This window comes from Planktothrix mougeotii LEGE 06226 (assembly GCF_015207485.1).
Taxonomy (GTDB): Bacteria; Cyanobacteriota; Cyanobacteriia; order Cyanobacteriales; family Microcoleaceae; genus Planktothrix.
Genome location: NZ_JADEWU010000044.1, coordinates 15,936 through 34,794 on the forward strand (window position 1 = coordinate 15,936; position 18,859 = coordinate 34,794).

Consider the following 18,859-nt stretch of genomic DNA (forward strand, 5'->3'; position numbering starts at 1 on the left):
AATATGGAGCTAAGGAGACTCGAACTCCTGACCCCCGCAATGCCATTGCGGTGCTCTACCAACTGAGCTATAACCCCTTGCAGTATTCCAATATAGTCGTTAATCCGATGGTTTGTCAAGGGGTTTACAAAAATTTTTTTGGAGTGTCAGACAAGGGTGTCTGGGACACTCCAAATCGGCACTAAAAATAGGAATAAGCGTGTTGAGACATTTGGGCAATGTGGTCAATGCAAGATCCCATCAGGAAATACACAACCCCCATAGCAGCGGCTGATAAGGCGACTAAAATACCAGCCAGCATAAAGGAAAATTCTTTGCACTCGACGGCTTGTTTCATCAGGTGTAATGACCAAGCAACGAGGGCGACATCAATTATTAGAATAGGAATCAGCATAAGTTACGTTTCGTAACATTTCTTCTATTCTAACAGGTGTTCGGAACAGAATGCGAGTACAAGGGATTCCTTCACAGCCCAGATCGCCTCAAAATGTTCTCTGCTCTTGCTCTGTGTAATTTTACGGATTTTGATCTTCCACCCGGTCTGCATTACAGCGATCACAACACCCTTTAACGGTAATCTCATAAGCATTCACCTGAAACCCTGATGGTAAGGGGTTAAGCTGTAAATTTTTGAACACATCCCAGGCTAAATCTTGAATTTGACCACAGCCTTCACAGACAAAATGGTGATGGGGCTCCACCTTGGCATCATAGCGAGTTACGCCTTCATCCAGAAGCACCTCCCGCACTAATCCCACTTCGCGTAAAACGCTCAAAGCACTATATACACTGGCTTTTGAGGCAATAGGAAGTTCCCGATTAATATCCGTGAGAATATCATCCACCGTCGGATGATCGCAACGGGACAAGAGATTGGCATAAACCGCAAACCGTTGCGGGGTAATGCGTAAACCCTTCTGTTTCATCTGTTGACTAATCTCAGCCGTTTTATTGTGACCTTCCATAACTGGGTATGACATTCGCTTGAATCTAGTGTTACATATCATAACGTTTATTTTAAGTTACTTAACTTTACATTAATCTCATTCAAGCTCTTGACAAACTCAAAACTAAGAATTATTCTTAGATATAACAAGTTCAAAAAGAGGAGACACGATGGACTTATCCAACAAACAAACCGTCAAAAACCTGGAAGCAGCCTTTGGTGGCGAATCAATGGCGAACCGCAAATATCTGTTTTTCGCCGAAGTCACCAAAAAATTAGGGATGGGGGATTTGTCCAAACTGTTTCGGGAAACCGCAAACCAAGAAACAGAACACGCTTTTGCCCATTTCCGCCTGCTGCATCCTGAATTAGTCGTCACTGACCCCGATGCTTTATCCGACGAAGAAAAGAAAAAAATTGCAGCCCGGTGTTTAGAGTTGGCGATTGAAGGGGAAACCTACGAATACACCACGATGTACCCCGAATTCACCGCCCAAGCTGTTACTGACCGCGATGAAAAGGCTGTAGCAGAATTCCAAGAGCAGGAAGCGGAATCTCGTGAACACGCCGGAATTTTCCGCAAAGCGGCTTCTAACTTTGGCTTTTTAACTCCCATTGAGCATCATCACGCCAATCAATATACGGAAGCCCTGAATGCTTTAGATGGAGTCGCACCGACCCCAAAATCGGCAAGTTCCGATCCTCAAACTCAAAAATGGATTTGTCGTCAATGTTCTATGATTTATGATCCGGTTATGGGTGATCCTGATTCTGGAATCGCCCCCGGAACACCTTTTGAAGCCATTCCTGATGATTGGTCTTGTCCGATTTGTGGCGCAACGAAAAAGACCTTTATGGTTTACGAAGAAGCGATCGCAGCCTAATCTTAGAAACCGGGTTTCTGAAACTATCTTAATTAGAAACCCGGTTTCTTGAGTTTTTGCGATCGCAGCCTAATCTTAGAAACCGGGTTTCTGAAAATATCTTAATTAGAAACCCGGTTTCTTGAGTTTTTGCGATCGCCCCACAGAAACCGGGTTTCTGAAACTATCTGAACTTTTTTATTAAGGATTTTCTAACAATAAAGCTCTAAAACCAGCTTGTATAAAATGAAGGTCAGCCGTTACGGCATTGATTAAACCTTGATCTGCCATAACAATAAATGAAATACAGTCTGTTAAACCCCAAGTTTTATCAGGGCGTGCTTCATAAAGTTGAAGCGCACGAATTAGTAACTTTGTATCTACAGTAACCACATAAATATTGTCTGTTTCATAACATTGTTGAATAAATCTAACAGCATAATTCCGATTAATAGCACTCAACGCATTGGCAACTTCCGTTAAAACTGCTTCTGTTACCCACACTTCAGCAGCATTTCTAACGGGATTTAACCATTTTTTAGCTTGATCATGATACTGATCACGAGGATTTAATAAGGCTTGAATAAAAACCGTATCTAGTAGTAAACGGGAATTGCTCATTGAGAATTATCTGGGTAACGTTTTGCTGTTCCATATAGGTAATGATCATGATTGATTGACCAATCTGGAGGAGCCTCAACAGTTCCCATTATTGATTCTAAGACATCCCAAGCATTTTGTTGATTTTGAACACAAGTTACCTTTTGCTCAGTTTCTTCTTCGTGTTCTGTATTCCCTTCAGTATTCAGATAAGTTTGTAACCATTCTGCCAATTGACGGACTTCAATAGCAGATAATTTTTGAATAGCCACTTCAACTTCTGTTAGTGAATTCATCCTATTTTAGACGTTAAGTAACAATTTGATTTTAACATTATTTCTAAATCCCTTGTTCCCTCGTTTCTAGGTTCTACCTAGAAATGCTCAAAAGGTGGCTCTCTTACCAATAAAGAATAGAGGCGGAGCCTCTATCATAGCATTTCCAGGCCGGAGCCTGGGAACGAGGGAAACAGAAACCGGGTTTCTGAAACTATCTGGATTTGATGCAATTATTGAATTAGAAACCGGGTTTCTTGAGTGTTTGCGATCGCCCCACAGAAACCGGGTTTCTGAAACTATCTGGATTTGATGCAATTATTGAATTAGAAACCCGGTTTCTTGAGTTTTTGTGATCGCCCCTTTTTTTACCTAATCAAATGGATTCAATATAGTTAACCCATTAACGCGCTTAAAATCCTTAGCATTACGAGTTACCAAAACACATCCCTCAACTAAAGCACAGGCTGCAATTATACCATCACCTAGTTTCAAGCGATAATCTCGACGAATTTGGGCTGCACGATCTAAAACTGATTCTGTCAATGATACGCAGTTAAGAAGCCTCAAAAATTCTCGCATCTCATTCGCTTCTTCTTCCGTCAATGCCGGGTAACAAAGTAACTCCACCCAACTAATCGGACAGTAAAATGCCTCTGCATCTCCCACTTCAATTTCATCAAATATAGGCTGAACTTCTGACCCATCATTAAAGTAGTAAATCAAGATGTTGGTATCGAGAAGATATTTATTAATCATCCCATTCTTCTCGAATTTGCAACTGGAATTCCAAAGCATCGACACGATACGGCAAAAAACCGCGCCATCTCTTGAAATTTTTTCTGGGTAATCTTTCACGGCTACCCTGAGTCTGGGTTGTTACCCGATCACGCATCAATGCTGACAATACTTCTAAAAGTTTTTGTTGCTCGTCAGGAGTGAGATTTTGAGCCTGACTCAGTACCTCGCTATAAGTAGACATTATCTTAATATTGAGATTTTTGGGCTGATTGTTATTATAGCAATTTAGGATGGACAGAAGCGAAGATTGCGATTGAGTTAGGGTTGGGTGGGGTTGTTGAGTGACTTGTACAGATTGAGGACTGTTGTGGACAGATGTTGATGTTATTATTGCAATAGGGAAACAACCTAAATAACAATTGATGAGGTGTTGGATATTAGCGATCGCCCCACAGAAACCGGGTTTCTCAAAATATCTGGATTTGATGCAATTATTGAATTAGAAACCCGGTTTCTTGAGTTTTTGTGATCGCCCTACAGAAACCGGGTTTCTGAAACTATCTTAATTAGAAACCCGGTTTCTTGAGTTTTTGCGATCGCCCTACAGAAACCGGGTTTCTCACAATATCTGGATTTGATACCATTAATTGAATTAGAAACCCGGTTTCTTGAGTTTTTGCGATCGCCCTACAGAAACCGGGTTTCTCACAATATCTGGATTTGATGCCATTAATTTAATTAGAAACCCGGTTTCTTGAGTTTTTGCGATCGCCCCACAGAAACCGGGTTTCTGAAACTATCTGGATTTGATGCAATTATTGAATTAGAAACCGGGTTTCTCCAGTTGTCTAACTGGAACATGATGATCGGCTAAATAGGTCTTAATTTCATCGATGCTTAATTGACCATAATGTAATAACGACGCCAATAAAGCTGCTTCGGCTTTACCTTCCGTTAACGCTTCATAGATATGATGACAAGTTCCCGCACCCCCTGATGCAATTACGGGAATTTCCACAGATTCGGCAATTTTTCGAGTTAATTCTAAGTCATATCCCGCCTGGGTTCCATCCGCATCCATACTCGTAACTAACAATTCCCCGGCGCCGCGTTGGGTGACTTCTTCAGCCCATTTAAGAGCATCAATTCCGGTATTTTCCCGACCGCCTCGGACATAAACATCCCAACCCGGATTATCGGGATCAGTGCGACGACGAGCATCAATGGCTACCACAATACATTGTACCCCAAAGCGATCGCTGGCTCGATTAATTAAGTCAGGATCACGAACCGCCGCCGAATTAATACTCACTTTATCCGCCCCGGCTCTTAACAAATTTTTAATCATTTCTAAGTTTTGAATTCCACCCCCGACGGTTAAGGGAATAAAGACTTGTTCGGCGGTGCGATAGACCACATCAAAAATAATATCTCGGTCTTCATGGGTCGCCGTAATATCCAAAAAGACTAATTCATCGGCTCCTGCATCGTTATAAGCCGCTGCTAATTCTACCGGATCACCAGCATCTTTGAGATCAACAAAATTCACCCCCTTCACTACTCGACCCGCTTTAACATCCAAACAAGGCAAAATTCGTTTCGCAAGCATAATTACGCTTTGTGCATTGGGACACCAAAATTTAGGGTAAAAAATCCCTGGTTTCAGTTTATAGCAATTTTAGCCAGGAAACACTTCTGAAGTTTTGGGAGGAATGAGAAACCGGAACCGGATGAATCTGAAGTTACTGGAAGGAATAAGCAGTCATCATTCAGAACAAATTTGGGGGGACAAACATGAAATATCACTTCATCCGTTATCCTTTTTTTAAACTAGGGTTTTTGACCATAATTAGCTTGATATTGGTTTTAATTTTTACTTCTAAAAGTATAGCATTAACGGCTCAAGAAATCAATCGTATTAGTCAACCGATTACCGTATTAATTGAGGGGGCAAATCCAGGATCGGGAGTGATTATTGCTAAAAACAACAATACTTATTCTGTATTAACGGCGAATCATGTTGTTAAAACGCCTGATGAATATACCATTATTACTGTTGATGGTGAGCAGTATCCGATTGATTATAATCAAGTGATTAAATTACCGGGAATTGATTTAGCGATTTTGTCTTTTACCAGTGATAAAATTTATGCGATCGCCCATCTAGCGGATTATGATTATGAGCGGAAAGCTCAATATATTTTTATTTCAGGATGGCCGGATTCTAAATTACCGCTTGCTGACCGCAGACGACTATTTACAGCCGGAGTATTAATGAGTGAAGCGGAAAAAGCTACCTTAATTAAAGAACCCTTTACCAGAGGATATGATTTATTTTATACGAATCGAACACAAGTGGGAATGAGTGGCTCACCGATTTTAGATAGTGAGGGTCGGGTAATTGGAATTCATGGGAAATCCGAAGGACAAATTTTTGAAAATCCTGAATTCGGATCAGTTTCCCGTGTGACTTTAGGATATAGTGCGGGAATTCCTATTCGGAAGTTTTTACAATCAGGAATTGCGTTAAATTTTAACATCACTCGTCAACCGCCTTCCCCCCTAAAAGCAACGGAATTACAATCGATTAATCAAGTTTTAAAAGCCCCGGAATTAGGGGGAGCATCAACAGCCTTAGAGTGGTCAAATCGGGGAAATCAATTCTATAGATTAGAACAATGGCATCAGGCGTTAAATGCCTTTAATCAAGCCCTAAAAATTCAGTCTAATTTTTATCCTGCTTGGTACGGAAGGGGTAATACTTTAGCACAATTAAAGCAGTATTCAGAAGCAATTCAAGCTTATTCTAGGACAACACAAATTCAGCCCAATTTTTATTTAGCTTGGCGAGAAAAAGGGAAAATTTTAATTAAATTACAACAGTATGAAGATGCGTTATCAGCCTGGAATATTGCCATTAAGATTAAACCCGATGATTATCAAATTTGGTATCTGCGGGGAAATTTATTAATGAATCATTTAAAACAGTATGAACAGGCGATTAAATCCTATGAGCAAGTTGTAAATTTAAAACCAGATTTCGTTGAAGCTTGGACAAATCGAGGCATGGCTTATGAGCAATTAAAAAATTATGAAGAAGCAATTCTATCCTTTGACCAAGCGTTAAAATTAGATCACCAACAAGAAAAAATTTGGCAGCTACGGGGAGAAATCTTATTAAAATTACAACTTTATTCTCAAGCATTAAATTCGGCGGAAAAGGCTTTAGCTTTAAATTCAGAAAATCCTCAATTGTGGATATTAAAAGCTCAAATTTTAGCTAAAATGAAGCAATATCAACAAGCTAGGACTTCAGCATTAACCGCCTTAAGATTTAAACCCCGTGATCAAGAAATTATTAATTTTATTCGTTCCTTAAGTTCACCCCGTCGTTAAAATTTGAACTTAATTTAATCAAAATTACCCCGGTCGGAATAGTGCGCCTAATCAAAAATAAAGATAAAAATAATTAACGCAATATCCGACACTGGACACCGAACTTATCAAGATTTATGGGAATTCTGCTCTGTCTCTTCTGAAATAGGCTCAGAGCCATCGGAGGGGTTAGAGAGTTCATCTTTAAACCCTCGTAGACTTTGACCTAAACTTTTTCCAATTTCAGGTATTTTCTTCGGGCCAAAAATTAAGAGGGCCACGACTAAAATAATTGCGATTTCCGGCCATCCTAAACCAAACATAATCTTAAACTCCTGGTTCTGCCAACCTACTCAGTCAACCTTTATCCTAAACTGATATTGTGAAATATAAACTTGTCATGAGAAAATCCTATAATGGTCAATACTTCTGCTGTCTCTATTCGAGAACAACAACACTCCCTCATCCGCCAACTCGCCAACCAAATTGAAGTGAGTTGGAGTCAATATCTGGATTTACAACCTTACCATCTCCCAGAAGATTTAGGGTATGTGGAGGGTCGCCTAGAAGGGGAAAAACTCATTATTGAGAATAGATGCTATCAAACCCAACACTTTCGTAAGCTGCATTTAGAATTAGCTAGAGTTGGCGAAACCCTGGATATTCTTCATTGTGTGATGTTTCCCAGAGTGGAATATGATATTCCTATGTTTGGGGCTGATTTAGTGGGGGGACGGGGGCAAATTAGTGCCGCCATTGTGGATTTATCCCCAACCCATTTAGACCGCAGTTTACCCTTATCTTATCAACAACAATTACAACCCCAACCCCAACAATACTTTTCCCAGCCCCGTGAAGTTCCGACTTGGGGAGAAATTTTTTCTGAATTTTGTTTATTTGTGCGACCGACAACACCGGAAGAAGAAGCCCAATTTTTACAAGTTGTCACCCAATATTTGAAAGTTCATTGTGAATATGCGATCGCTCAATCTCCGATTTCCGAAGAACAAAAATTGGAAATGATTGCGGGTCAAAAACATTATTGTACACAACAACAACAAAACGATAAAACTCGCCGTGTTTTGGAAAAAGCCTTTGGTCAAGACTGGGCAAGTAATTATATGACAACGGTTTTGTTTGATTGTGTAGAAACTTAACAGCTTACAAAATAATTCTCTTGTTTAGTTAAGTTCAGTTTATCTGGGTGAAGCTACTTCCGGTTATTAATTCGATTTTGTAACTTCTGATTTATTGCGTTTTTTGCCTGGGGTTTTACCCTGAATTTTGCCTTGAGTTCTACCTTGGCTGAGATCTCCAGAATCATCATGATGTGAGGCTTTAACTCCTCCAGGTCGAGTTGTGCGGAAGGTAACATTCACCCCTTCATTGGATTGTTCTAAGACTAATAAGGGAGTCGGTTTTGCTTTTTGATCCCATTCAATATGAACAATACGTCCTTGGATGGTCGGTTGCCAATTATCATGTTCATCGGTAGGACTTAAATAGGTTTCCAAACAATCAATAATTTCATTTATGGTTGTTGATGTGGATTGAGTGGGTAATTTCATTAGGCGAATTTGAATGCGAAATAACACCCGTTTTTTAGTGTCTCCAGCAATACCTGTTTCGTATTCAACATCAAAAATAGAATCAACTTGGCGGGCTGTTCCTGCATTACTTTGTTCTCCAACGGCGGCTTGTGTTGGACGCAGGGCGATGGAAATTTGTTGTTTAACTTTCATCTTAATTTGAACAATAATGGCGTAGTGAAAAACATCCTCAGCCATCCGCATTCTCAAATAATCTAAGTTAAACTCCCGTGAATGAATTAAATCGGGATTTTTCTCCATTTTGGCAATTGTACCGACCGCCAATTTATATTTTTTTTGCAGTTCTTTATTTCTAAACAGTTCGGTTTTTAATTGTTTGTCCAGGGAACGAGTTTTGAGTTGAAAAAAAATGATACTTCCCAACAGTAACAAAAACAAAACACCGGACGAACCCATCCAAATTACATCACTACCCAGTTTGGCGGTGATAGCGGTATGGGGTTTAGGGGGAGTTGCCGCCAGCCAAGGCTGAACACTGATCAGTTGATTAGACATACGTTATAATGATTAAGCTGTATACTTAATTTACTCAATTTGGGGTTACAAGGTTTCAACGGATTCAGAATACGTTAAAATAAAAACAGGTCAACAATCCTGGCTCTGTAGTTTTTTAATGTCCTGAATTTATTGATGGGAAATCGTTAGTGTTTTTCTCCTTTAATGTCAGTCCGAAATTACATCCTTTTCAGTTTGATAAATTTCTGATCAGGCTATTAAGAGAAACCCCATTAACGTCCTGATCTTGGCAAGATGACCCTACTTAACTCTAAGTTATCAAAAATTTACTTACATTGCCTAGGATTTGGGTAAAATTCAGTGAATGGTTCAGGTCAGTTCAATGGGTAAAATTGTACTGATTCGATCCTAAACAGTGATGCTAGACAATTCCCTCTCAGCAATACGGTCATCCTTAAGTTTTTATGCTACATTACAAGCCCAGTTTATCTCTATACTCTACTGCAATTCGAGCTAAGAGTGTTTCCTGTTCCCTTGATTTTGGTGTGACGTTGTGAGTTACGAGCCCCTACACCACAAATATCGGCCCCAAACCTTTGCCCATTTGGTCGGACAAGAAGCGATCGCAACTACCCTCACCAATGCGATCGAGTCTCAACGCATCGCTCCCGCCTATCTCTTCACCGGGCCAAGAGGAACGGGAAAAACCTCTAGTGCGAGAATTTTAGCGAAATCTTTAAATTGTTTGGCCACTGGGAAGCCGACGGCCACCCCTTGCGGTGTTTGTGATGTTTGTAAAGGCATTACCAATGGGTCTACTTTAGATGTCATTGAAATTGATGCTGCGAGTAATACTGGAGTTGATAATATTCGAGAATTAATTGAGCGATCGCAATTTGCCCCCGTTCAATGTCGGTATAAAGTGTATGTTGTCGATGAATGCCATATGTTAAGTACCGCAGCATTTAACGCTTTATTAAAAACCTTAGAAGAACCTCCAGATCGAGTTGTATTTGTCTTAGCAACTACCGATCCACAACGGGTATTAGCTACCATCATTTCCCGGTGTCAACGGTTTGATTTTCGACGAATTCCGTTAGATTCAATGGTTAAACATTTACACTATATTGCCCAACAGGAAAATATTAATATTGTGTCCGATGCTATTTTTATGGTGGCTCAAATTGCCCAAGGGGGGTTAAGGGATGCAGAAAGTTTACTCGATCAACTTAGTTTATTATCCGGTGAAATTACCGTTGAAAAAGTTTGGGATTTAGTGGGGGCAGTTCCTGAACGAGATTTAATTAGTTTATTAGAAGCTATTAACTCAGGGGATACAGCGATTATTTTAGACTGTATTCGTCAGTTGCTCAACCGAGGACGGGAACCTTTAATTGTCCTGCAAAATTTAGCCGGATTTTATCGAGATTTATTAATTGCTAAAAGCGCACCAGATCGTCCAGATTTAGTTGCCTTAACTCAACCCACTTGGGAAAAATTATGTCAATTTTCTCAACATTGGGATCATGCTATTATTTTAGCAGGTCAGAAACATTTGCGGGAAAGTGAAGCTCAAATTAAACATACCACTCAACCGCGTTTATGGTTAGAAATTACCTTATTAGGGTTACTTCCCGCAGCGTTACAAAAATCAGTTATTCCTCAAACGGTTTCTGTTGTTCAAACCCCTCAAACAACGGTTCAAACTCCACCTCAATATGTACAACGTTCAGAACCTTCACCTCCTCCCCAAAACCCCGTTAATGTTCCTGTCTATCAACCAACATCTAACCCAGAACCTCAACCTCAAGTTAAAGCAGAAATTCCGGCAACTCCCCCAGAACCTCCTATTGTTATTGATGGTAATATAGAACAAATTTGGCAACAAGTATTAGCTTATGTTCAACCTTTCGGAACACAACAAATGTTTCGTCAACAAGGTCGTTTAATTCAATATAATGCTGGAGTTGCTATGATTAAAATGGCTTCTTCAACCTTATTAAAAATGGCACAGACTAAACAAAAATTATCCAGTTTAGAAAAGGCATTTCAACAGGTTTTTGGTCATCCGGTTAAAATTAATTTTGATACCGGAGGAGGAACGTCTGCTTATCGCGTACAAGAAGTCACTCCCCCATCTCCCTCTTATTCCCCGGTTGAAACTTCTAGGGTTTCTTCTCCAGAAATATCACCCAATTCTTCAATTAATCATCAAGAACAACAACAAATTTCTTCTTCTCCTGATCAGGATATTCGAGAATCTGATCAAATAGATCAGGTTAAAATGGAAAGGGAAATGGAAACAGGCAAGATGCCTGTTCCACTTGAAAAAGTTGAATTAACTCCTGAAGAAATGGATGCTCAAGCTGTTCTGATGGCTTCTCAGAAATTAGCTGAATTTTTCAAAGGTCAAATGATTGATTTAGGAGAAAAACAAACTTCTAAAACAGCTATTTTATTAAGCCAAAAAGATGATATTGTTGACAGCAGTGAGGATGATAATTTTATAGAATCTGATGAGATAGAAGAAGATAATTATGATGATTTTTAATGGATGGAGTGGTGCGTGCGCTGCGCTTACGCACCCTACTGAATTATCTTTTTAGGGGGAAATTTAAGAGTTCTCGCTGTTCTAAATAACGTTGGGCGACTCGTCTGGCTAAATTACGAATTCTACCAATATAACGAGTCCGTTCTGTTACTGCAATCACCCCTCGTGCATCTAGTAAATTAAAGCTATGGGAACATTTGAGAACATAATCTAAACTGGGTAAAACTAACCCTTTTTCGATTAATTGTTCGGCTTCCTGTTCATATAATCCAAATAAGGTAAACAAGAATTCTGGGTTAGAGGCTTCAAAATTATAGGTACATTGTTCAATTTCGCCTTGTAAGTGAACGTCCCCATAATTAATGGTATCTGTCCAAGAAATTTTAGTCATCGCATCGACATTTTGCAGATACATTGCCAAACGTTCTAAGCCATAAGTAATCTCAATGGAAACGGGACGACAATCAAGACTACCACATTGTTGAAAATAGGTAAATTGAGTAATTTCCATCCCATCTAACCACACTTCCCAACCCACACCCCAAGCGCCTAAAGTAGGAGATTCCCAATTATCTTCTACAAACCGAATATCATGATCTTCGGGGTGAATTCCTAACAGTCTCAAGGAGTCTAAATACATCTCTTGAATATTATCAGGAGACGGTTTAATTAAGACTTGATATTGATAATAATGTTGAAAACGGTTGGGGTTTTCTCCATAACGGCCATCGGTGGGACGGCGACAAGGTTCGACATAGGCGACAGACCAGGGTTCGGGGCCAATGGCGCGTAAAAAGGTATGGGGGTTCATGGTTCCCGCCCCTTTTTCGGTATCATAGGGTTGAGCAATCAAACAGCCGCGATCGCTCCAAAATTGATTCAGGGTAGCAATAATTGATTGAAAATTCACGGGACGCAATATTTTTCTAATGGGTTTAACGTTGATCAATTTTACCATTAGTTTTTGGGCATCGATGAAATGCCTTTAAATAGCATGATTAATCCTCCGATCACAATTGCGATCGCTATTCCTCCCATGACTGCATCTAATACCCCTGTATTTTCCATTTAGTCTTAATCTCCTCCTATTTTCCTAATTTATTTTATCACGATATTAAATCTGAGAAACTTAGAAACCGGGTTTCTCCTTTATATTAATTACTACAAATTAAAAGAGTTTCAGAAACCCGGTTTCTGGTACTACTGCGGCTGCTTGTCTCTCAAACTTTAGCAGGTCGAGTCATTGAGATCTAGTGGCGGGAAATTAGTTTCCTTCTAATTCAAGACTTGGTTCGCCTGGATAAAAGCGATTATCTAATACTTGTTCAAGAGTATAAAGGCATTCAGACGGAAATGTTTTTAAGGGTAAATTCGTTTCACTTGCTGCTAATTCTACAGCTTTAATATAAGCTTTTTGGATCGCTTCTGTTAGATAGGGTTTTAAACTCGGACTATCTTCTAGTAATTGATATAAATCAATCCGTTGTACCCGAATGGTTGCTAACCAACTCCGACTGCGTTTTGTGGGTTGATATTCCCATTTTAATAAATGAGCAATTAAAATACTGAGTCTGTTTCTTAATTGTTGGCGTTCTTGTCTTCCCAAAGATTCTATTTCCTCAATTAAATTGTTCAGATCCAGGTGATGCCATTGTTGTTCACGGAGTAACTGAGCTTGTTTTTGTGTCCAGCCATAAAAATCCTGTTCATATAAGCTTTGCATGATTGATTTTTCCTGAATTTAATCATATAATAAATTAGCGATCGCAAACTTCAATAGATTGCCATTCTCTAGCATCTACAAATATTTGTATCGAGTAAAATTAATCTGCTCATGGCAACCCTGATTAAATTTTAACTGAATCTTCTGCCAGTGCTTGGCGCAAATATTCCCAGGTTTCTGTTTGTTCTGTTTCGTCTCCTTCTTCCATCCATTGTTTTGTTAATGCCTTCAGTGCTTCATGCTGGTTAATTAAAATTTCTGACTCCTGAACTTCAGAGTTAGTCTTTTTTTCTACAGAGGTGAACTGCTCAGGTTGAAGGGTAACACTTTCTCGAAAGGCGTGCAGAATTTGGAACAAATGAAACCAATATTCTCTAGGGGTTTTTGGGATTTCGTTTAATAATTCCATAAAGGAGACTTCAGAGGCCGTTTGAGTCATGGGTTCAGACTGACTGGGTTGAGGATTCGTGAGAATTGAAGACATCTTATCACCTACTTTTTAGAAATCTTGTTATCAATTATAATGGATTTTTATAACTGATTGAGACGGGTTAGATAAATGTTAACTCGTTGTTACCTAAAAAAATCGGGCTACCCATCTCTCGATTTATAAATGGTATAGTTGAAAAATGCTCTCATCCTTGCTTGATTAACGCTAAACTGATAATATTGTTGATTCTTCCGACAACTACCCCCTTGAGTTGTCCCCACTCAGATGATTCGTTTACATCCGCCCAAATGGTTCATATCAAGCGCGTCGAACTGACTAACTTTAAATCCTTTGGTGGGACAACAGCAGTCCCATTACTACCGGGTTTTACGGTCATTTCTGGGCCGAATGGTTCGGGGAAATCGAATATTCTGGATGCGTTATTATTTGCTTTGGGGTTATCCTCTTCTAAGGGAATGCGGGCGGAACGTTTACCCGATCTGGTGAATAATGCCCAAAGCCGTAAGGGAACCGTTGAAACCCTTGTTACCGTTACCTTTGACCTCTCTGACTATGAGGGTGAACCTTTGGGAAGGGATAGTGAGGAAATAGATAATGGTTTATCCTCGGAAATGGAAGAGTTAGGGGAAGAAACGGGATTAGAAATTGAGACAGAGACAGGCAAGATGCCTGTTCCACTGGGAGTTCCAGTTGATTTAGAATGGACGGTTGCGCGGAAATTAAGAGTTACAAAACAGGGAACTTATACCTCAACTTATTATATTAATGGGGAAGCTTGTACTCAAACACAACTCCATGAACAGTTAAATAAATTGCGAATATATCCTGAAGGATATAACGTGGTTTTACAAGGGGATGTGACGGGTATTATTACCATGAAACCCCGTGAACGTCGAGAAATTATTGATGAGTTGGCGGGGGTGGCTTCCTTTGATCGAAAAATTACCTTAGCCAAGGAAAAATTAGATGCGGTTAAGGATCGAGAAGAACGGAGTCGTATTGTAGAACAAGAATTAATTACTCAACGCGATCGCTTAGATAAGGATCGTTCAAAAGCTGAAAAATATCAACAACTTCGAGAAGAATTTCAACAAAAAAGTCAGTGGGAAACGGTTCTTAATTATCAAACGTTACAACAACAACAAGGACGACTGCGGGAACAAATTGAAGCCGATGATCGCACGTTAACGGAACTCAACGAACAACGTCAACAAAAAGATCAACAAATTCACACCACCTCGGTACAACTCGAAGCTCTCAACGCTCATGTTAAGGCGATGGGGGAGGAAGAACTGATCGCCCTTCAGTCGAGTTTGGCAACCGAAGAAGCCCAACAGCGTCAACTGCAAACCCGGTCTGCGGAACTGGAAACCGCGCTGCAACAAACCGTTACCCAAATTCACCAAACGGAACAGGAACTCCGTCAACAGTATCAAACCTTGGATGGTCTGGCTATTGAAAAAGACCAGGAAACCTTAAATTTGGGTCAACGCCAACGGGAACGGGACACCCTGCAAGCTACAGTAGAACGCAGTCGGGAGGCGACGTCTGAGGTGGCACAACAGGCGGAAAGTTGGATGGTGCAACAAACGGAACTGCACCGACAAATTGAGATGTTACAAAAAACCCTTGACCCCCATCGTACCGAACAAGCGCGACTACGGGAACGGGTTGATCAACTGCAAAAGCAACTTTCTGAACAGCAACAGTCTTTGGCGACCTTGGGGGAGGAGTTATCGCAAAAAACAATAGCACTAGAAAGTGCTACCACTCAACGGGATGTAACGTCTCAACAGGTGACGACTCTAACTCAACAGGTGACGGAGGCGGAAACTGACTTACAGGTACAGCAGGAAACCCAAACCCGTCTGTTACAGGAACAACGGGAACGTCAGCGCAAATTGGATAAATTAGAAGCCCAACACCAAGCCCAACAGGAGGCGACGGGCAGTTATGCGACTAAAATTATTGCTCAGTCGGGTATTTCGGGACTTTGTGGGTTAGTGTGTCAGTTGGGACAAGTTGAACCTCAATATCAGTTAGCCTTGGAAACGGCGGCGGGGGCGAGGTTGGGTCATATTGTGGTTGAAGATGATAGTGTGGCGGCGACGGCTATTGAATTTTTGAAGCGCCAACAAGCGGGACGGGCGACGTTTTTACCGTTAAATAAAATTCAGGGAAATCGTTCAAATCTTCCTAATTTAGCCACGATGCGAAATTTGCCAGGGTTAATTGATTTAGCGGTGAATTTAATCGAATATGAACCCAGATATCAAGATATTTTTGCTTATGTTTTTGGCAATACGTTAGTTTTTAATAATTTAAGTAATGCTCGAAAAGTGTTAGGACAATATCGCATTGTAACTTTAGAAGGGGAATTACTAGAAACAACTGGAGCCATGACGGGGGGAAGTGTTTCCTCTCGGTCGAGCTTACATTTTGGCACGGATCAAGGGTCGGCGGAAGCGCGAAATATTGCGGCATTGAAGGAACGGTTAGAGGAAATTGAACGAATTTTAGAACGGTGTAACCGCAGTATTGAAGAAACGAGTCAAACGGTGAAATTGCGATCGCAACAACTGAATGAAGTTAGACAAACCTTGCGAGATCATCAACAGCAAGTTTCTTTATTAGAGTCGGAAATTAAAACGTTAAGAAATCAGCAAGAACAATTGCGATCGCAATTAGAAAAAAATACCCAAGAATTGAATACCGCCCAAATTCGCTTAAAAAATTTAGAGGCAGAAATTCCTAATTTAGAAACGAAATTACAACAAGATCGGGAAGTGTTAGCCCAATTAGAAGCCACCCATAGTCATAGTGAATGGCAACAACTTCAAGGGGTATTAAGAACCCAGGAAACCGAGTTACAACAAAAGGAAAATGCCCTCAGAACTGTGCAACAACGGTTAATTGAAATTGAGAATCAACAAACCCGTTTACAGGATAAAATTCAAGAGGGAAATCAGAAATTAGAAGCCATTCGTCAAGAACAGAAATCTTTAACACAAAAACTAGAAAATGTCAAGGTTCAATTGGCAGAAATTCATCAAAAAATTCAACAAACCCGTGTAAAAGTGTCCCAAGTAGAAGGGAAATTAGGAGAGGAGAAAAAACAACGGGATCAGGTAGAAACGCAGTTAGGAGAATTGCGGTTAGCCAAACAACAATTAGATTGGCAAATTGAGAAATTGCAAGAAACCCAACAGGGAAGACGGGAACAATTAACGATTAAATTAGAACAAATTGCCGCTATTCGGACTGAACTTCCTGAACCGTTACCGAATATTCCTCAAAATTTAGATTTAGCTAGTTTACAGCGAGAATTGCGATCGCTCCAAAAACGTATGGAAGCCTTAGAACCTGTGAATATGTTAGCCTTAGAAGAATTTGAACGCACTCAAGCTCGCTTAGAAGAATTAACCCAAAAATTAACCACCTTAGAAGGGGAAAGAACCGAATTACTGCTGAGAATTGAGAATTTTACCACCTTACGCCGTCGCGCTTTTCAAGAAGCCTTTGATGCCGTTAATGAGAATTTCCAAACCATTTTTGCTCAACTGTCTGAAGGGGATGGTTATTTAGAAATTGATAACCCAGAAGACCCCTTTAGTAGTGGGTTAAATTTAATTGCTCACCCGAAAGGAAAACCCGTTCAACGGTTAACCTCAATGTCAGGGGGTGAAAAATCCTTAACGGCTTTAAGCTTTATTTTTGCTCTACAAAGATATCGTCCTTCACCCTTTTATGCCTTTGATGAAGTGGATATGTTTTTAGATGGGGCAAACGTGGAAAGATTGGCAAGAATGATTAAAAGTCAAACCGAACAAGCGCAATTTATTGTTGTTAGTTTACGCCGTCCGATGATGGAAGCGTCTCAACGAACTATTGGCGTTACCCAAGCCAGAGGCGCCTACACCCAAGTCTTGGGTATTAAACTTTAAAACCCGTATAACGGTTGAAGAATTGGCCCTGGTATTGAAAAAGTTCAGTTCCTCTTGTTTTTTCCAATCATCACTGACAAATAATTGGGCAATCGACATCTGCTTTTTGATATAATTCTATTGTCAGGGTGAAATCTTTTTCCAATCATAAAGATGGCTAGTCGCTGCGACGATTCCATTGTCTGTTTTGCCAATTTCCTCGATATATTGCCGTCGGACTCCCCATGTCAAGTTCCCGCTTTTTCTGTGTAAATCAACGACTAATCTTGGTTTGGTAACTTTGAAGGCTTAAATTATATGATATTACCTAAACGTCTGATTAAATTAGCACTCTTTTTCGGTTGTCTCATTATTCTTCTGATCCAGAACCCATTACCAGTCCACGCAAAAACACTAACCCAAAAACAGCAAGCTCCTATAGGTATCTTCATAGATACACTGAGTGACTTTAACATTTCTAATGGTTCATTTTCAGCAAACTTCTGGCTCTGGAGCCTCATTGATAAAGGCGAAAAAAATCCCTTTGATTCTCTGGAATTTATGAATGCTCTTAGAATAGAAACACCTAACAATTTAACTATTCCTACATCTAAGGGAATTTGGGTTCAAAAAAAGGTAAGTGGAACATTTCGTCATCATTGGAATATGCGAAATTTTCCATTTGATACGCAAAAGCTGAAAATTATTTTTGAAGAAACGGAAGATGATATTCATTCATTTAGTTATCAACCCGATATCGGTAATTCTTCCATCGATCAGGATATTCAATTAGAGGGTTGGAAAATCAAGAAATTTACCCTTAATGCGATTGATAAACAGTATCTTTCTAACTTTGGTAATCCAACTTTACCACCCGGTGCAGCCAGTGCATATTCCCGATTTGAAATTATGATTGAATTGCAGCGCACAAATATTACTGGCTTCTTTAAAATGATTGCTGGAGCATTGGCATCGGTAGGATTATGTTTAGTGTCCTACTTTCTTTATGAGCCAGATATCGGATCACTTCTAACCCGCTTTGGACTACACGGAACTTCCCTATTTGCCGTTATTTTGAGTCTGCGTAGTAATAGTGGCGACTTAGGTTCAATGGCATATTTAACACTGATTGATTGTATTCATTTGGCAGTGATTGTATATATTTTAGTCGCGACTGCAATTGCAATTTATATTTGGTTGCAAGTTCAAAAAAAAGGCGATTTACCTGCTCTAACACGGATTAGTTCGCAAGTTGGTGTAGTGAGTACATTGGCTTTATTGGCTTGTATTGTGGTGTTAATGATAGGAGCAGCGACTCACAATTAAATATGATATAGCAAGTCTA

General features: G+C 39.9%; 18 protein-coding genes, 1 tRNA gene and 1 pseudogene. 6 read left to right on the top strand and 14 right to left on the bottom strand.

Going from position 1 to position 18,859, the window contains the following annotated elements; genetic code table 11:
* Nucleotides 1-4: 4 nt before the first annotated feature.
* The 3 genes from IQ236_RS17415 to IQ236_RS17425 all read right to left on the bottom strand — a co-directional run bounded on the left by IQ236_RS17415 (nt 5) and on the right by IQ236_RS17425 (nt 980).
* Nucleotides 5-77 (bottom strand) — tRNA-Ala (locus IQ236_RS17415).
* A 104-nt stretch (nt 78-181) separates the two neighbouring features.
* Nucleotides 182-394, bottom strand: coding sequence for a hypothetical protein (locus tag IQ236_RS17420; RefSeq protein WP_072717818.1), 213 nt, complete (start codon nt 392-394; stop codon nt 182-184).
* Between the two features lie 121 nt (nt 395-515).
* Nucleotides 516-980, bottom strand: a complete 465-nt coding sequence (locus tag IQ236_RS17425; protein ID WP_228041704.1) for a Fur family transcriptional regulator — start codon at nt 978-980, stop codon at nt 516-518.
* A 136-nt stretch (nt 981-1,116) separates the two neighbouring features.
* Here IQ236_RS17425 and IQ236_RS28230 point away from each other — a divergent pair, with 136 nt between their 5' ends.
* On the top strand, nt 1,117-1,830 hold the full coding sequence (locus IQ236_RS28230; protein ID WP_193870467.1) for a rubrerythrin family protein: 714 nt from the start codon (nt 1,117-1,119) through the stop codon (nt 1,828-1,830).
* 180 nt (nt 1,831-2,010) lie between these two features.
* Here IQ236_RS28230 and IQ236_RS17435 read toward each other — a convergent pair whose 3' ends face one another.
* The 5 genes from IQ236_RS17435 to hisF all read right to left on the bottom strand — a co-directional run bounded on the left by IQ236_RS17435 (nt 2,011) and on the right by hisF (nt 5,034).
* On the bottom strand, nt 2,011-2,430 hold the full coding sequence (locus IQ236_RS17435) for a type II toxin-antitoxin system VapC family toxin (RefSeq protein WP_193870468.1): 420 nt from the start codon (nt 2,428-2,430) through the stop codon (nt 2,011-2,013).
* Nucleotides 2,427-2,705, bottom strand: a complete 279-nt coding sequence (locus IQ236_RS17440; protein ID WP_193870497.1) for a hypothetical protein — start codon at nt 2,703-2,705, stop codon at nt 2,427-2,429. The genes IQ236_RS17435 and IQ236_RS17440 overlap by 4 nt, the downstream gene beginning before the upstream one ends.
* Before the next feature lie 351 nt (nt 2,706-3,056).
* Nucleotides 3,057-3,482, bottom strand: coding sequence for a type II toxin-antitoxin system VapC family toxin (locus IQ236_RS17445; protein WP_322744228.1), 426 nt, complete (start codon nt 3,480-3,482; stop codon nt 3,057-3,059).
* Nucleotides 3,436-3,666 (bottom strand): hypothetical protein, encoded by a 231-nt coding sequence (locus tag IQ236_RS17450; RefSeq protein ID WP_193870470.1) that lies wholly within the window; start codon nt 3,664-3,666, stop codon nt 3,436-3,438. The genes IQ236_RS17445 and IQ236_RS17450 overlap by 47 nt, the downstream gene beginning before the upstream one ends.
* Nucleotides 3,667-4,248: 582 nt before the next feature.
* Nucleotides 4,249-5,034 (bottom strand): imidazole glycerol phosphate synthase subunit HisF, encoded by a 786-nt coding sequence (hisF, locus tag IQ236_RS17455; RefSeq protein ID WP_193870471.1) that lies wholly within the window; start codon nt 5,032-5,034, stop codon nt 4,249-4,251.
* A 251-nt stretch (nt 5,035-5,285) separates the two neighbouring features.
* Between hisF and IQ236_RS17460 the strand changes: the two genes are divergently transcribed.
* Nucleotides 5,286-6,821, top strand: coding sequence for a tetratricopeptide repeat-containing S1 family peptidase (locus IQ236_RS17460; RefSeq protein ID WP_228041705.1), 1,536 nt, complete (start codon nt 5,286-5,288; stop codon nt 6,819-6,821).
* Nucleotides 6,822-6,928: 107 nt separating this feature from the next.
* Here the strand turns inward: IQ236_RS17460 and IQ236_RS17465 are convergent, their stop codons facing one another.
* Complete coding sequence (locus IQ236_RS17465; RefSeq protein WP_193870473.1) at nt 6,929-7,123, bottom strand: Sec-independent protein translocase subunit TatA/TatB; 195 nt, start codon at nt 7,121-7,123, stop codon at nt 6,929-6,931.
* Between the two features lie 93 nt (nt 7,124-7,216).
* On the opposite strand from IQ236_RS17465, the gene IQ236_RS17470 reads away from it, so the two are divergent.
* The gene (locus IQ236_RS17470) at nt 7,217-7,957 is read left to right on the top strand and encodes a phycocyanobilin:ferredoxin oxidoreductase (RefSeq protein ID WP_193870474.1); all 741 of its coding nucleotides are present in this window, start codon (nt 7,217-7,219) and stop codon (nt 7,955-7,957) included.
* Nucleotides 7,958-8,023: 66 nt separating this feature from the next.
* Here IQ236_RS17470 and IQ236_RS17475 read toward each other — a convergent pair whose 3' ends face one another.
* A complete protein-coding gene (locus IQ236_RS17475; protein WP_193870475.1) occupies nt 8,024-8,905 on the bottom strand; it encodes a hypothetical protein in 882 nt (293 codons plus the stop codon).
* 514 nt (nt 8,906-9,419) lie between these two features.
* Here IQ236_RS17475 and IQ236_RS17480 point away from each other — a divergent pair.
* A complete protein-coding gene (locus tag IQ236_RS17480) occupies nt 9,420-11,417 on the top strand; it encodes a DNA polymerase III subunit gamma/tau (protein ID WP_193870476.1) in 1,998 nt (665 codons plus the stop codon).
* A gap of 43 nt (nt 11,418-11,460) precedes the next feature.
* Here IQ236_RS17480 and glyQ read toward each other — a convergent pair whose 3' ends face one another.
* The 3 genes from glyQ to IQ236_RS17500 form a co-directional block, all read right to left on the bottom strand.
* Nucleotides 11,461-12,327 carry a glycine--tRNA ligase subunit alpha gene (glyQ, locus tag IQ236_RS17485; protein ID WP_193870495.1) on the bottom strand — a complete coding sequence of 289 codons (867 nt, stop codon included), beginning with the start codon at nt 12,325-12,327 and terminating at the stop codon, nt 11,461-11,463.
* A 354-nt stretch (nt 12,328-12,681) separates the two neighbouring features.
* Nucleotides 12,682-13,140: a DUF29 domain-containing protein gene (locus IQ236_RS17495; RefSeq protein WP_193870477.1), complete on the bottom strand. Its 459-nt coding sequence runs from the start codon at nt 13,138-13,140 to the stop codon at nt 12,682-12,684.
* Between the two features lie 124 nt (nt 13,141-13,264).
* Entirely contained in the window at nt 13,265-13,624 is a 360-nt protein-coding gene (locus IQ236_RS17500; protein ID WP_193870478.1) for a hypothetical protein, read from the bottom strand.
* Between the two features lie 254 nt (nt 13,625-13,878).
* Between IQ236_RS17500 and smc the strand changes: the two genes are divergently transcribed.
* A complete protein-coding gene (smc, locus tag IQ236_RS17505; RefSeq protein ID WP_193870479.1) occupies nt 13,879-17,535 on the top strand; it encodes a chromosome segregation protein SMC in 3,657 nt (1,218 codons plus the stop codon).
* Between the two features lie 100 nt (nt 17,536-17,635).
* Here the strand turns inward: smc and IQ236_RS28375 are convergent.
* Nucleotides 17,636-17,784, bottom strand: a pseudogene (locus IQ236_RS28375) (IS701 family transposase); the annotation flags it as partial.
* A gap of 48 nt (nt 17,785-17,832) precedes the next feature.
* Between IQ236_RS28375 and IQ236_RS17510 the strand changes: the two are divergent.
* Complete coding sequence (locus IQ236_RS17510; RefSeq protein ID WP_193870480.1) at nt 17,833-18,840, top strand: ligand-gated ion channel; 1,008 nt, start codon at nt 17,833-17,835, stop codon at nt 18,838-18,840.
* The last annotated feature ends 19 nt before the right edge of the window (nt 18,841-18,859 follow it).

What these genes read in the sequence shown, in the direction of transcription:
- IQ236_RS17420 (WP_072717818.1), bottom strand. Translation starts at nt 394, where the DNA reads ATGCTGATTCCTATTCTAATAATTGATGTCGCCCTCGTTGCTTGGTCA.
- IQ236_RS17425 (WP_228041704.1), bottom strand. Translation starts at nt 980, where the DNA reads ATGTCATACCCAGTTATGGAAGGTCACAATAAAACGGCTGAGATTAGT.
- IQ236_RS28230 (WP_193870467.1), top strand. Translation starts at nt 1,117, where the DNA reads ATGGACTTATCCAACAAACAAACCGTCAAAAACCTGGAAGCAGCCTTT.
- IQ236_RS17435 (WP_193870468.1), bottom strand. Translation starts at nt 2,430, where the DNA reads ATGAGCAATTCCCGTTTACTACTAGATACGGTTTTTATTCAAGCCTTA.
- IQ236_RS17440 (WP_193870497.1), bottom strand. Translation starts at nt 2,705, where the DNA reads ATGAATTCACTAACAGAAGTTGAAGTGGCTATTCAAAAATTATCTGCT.
- IQ236_RS17445 (WP_322744228.1), bottom strand. Translation starts at nt 3,482, where the DNA reads ATGCTTTGGAATTCCAGTTGCAAATTCGAGAAGAATGGGATGATTAAT.
- IQ236_RS17450 (WP_193870470.1), bottom strand. Translation starts at nt 3,666, where the DNA reads ATGTCTACTTATAGCGAGGTACTGAGTCAGGCTCAAAATCTCACTCCT.
- hisF (WP_193870471.1), bottom strand. Translation starts at nt 5,034, where the DNA reads ATGCTTGCGAAACGAATTTTGCCTTGTTTGGATGTTAAAGCGGGTCGA.
- IQ236_RS17465 (WP_193870473.1), bottom strand. Translation starts at nt 7,123, where the DNA reads ATGTTTGGTTTAGGATGGCCGGAAATCGCAATTATTTTAGTCGTGGCC.
- IQ236_RS17470 (WP_193870474.1), top strand. Translation starts at nt 7,217, where the DNA reads ATGGTCAATACTTCTGCTGTCTCTATTCGAGAACAACAACACTCCCTC.
- IQ236_RS17475 (WP_193870475.1), bottom strand. Translation starts at nt 8,905, where the DNA reads ATGTCTAATCAACTGATCAGTGTTCAGCCTTGGCTGGCGGCAACTCCC.
- IQ236_RS17495 (WP_193870477.1), bottom strand. Translation starts at nt 13,140, where the DNA reads ATGCAAAGCTTATATGAACAGGATTTTTATGGCTGGACACAAAAACAA.
- IQ236_RS17500 (WP_193870478.1), bottom strand. Translation starts at nt 13,624, where the DNA reads ATGTCTTCAATTCTCACGAATCCTCAACCCAGTCAGTCTGAACCCATG.
- smc (WP_193870479.1), top strand. Translation starts at nt 13,879, where the DNA reads ATGGTTCATATCAAGCGCGTCGAACTGACTAACTTTAAATCCTTTGGT.
- IQ236_RS17510 (WP_193870480.1), top strand. Translation starts at nt 17,833, where the DNA reads ATGATATTACCTAAACGTCTGATTAAATTAGCACTCTTTTTCGGTTGT.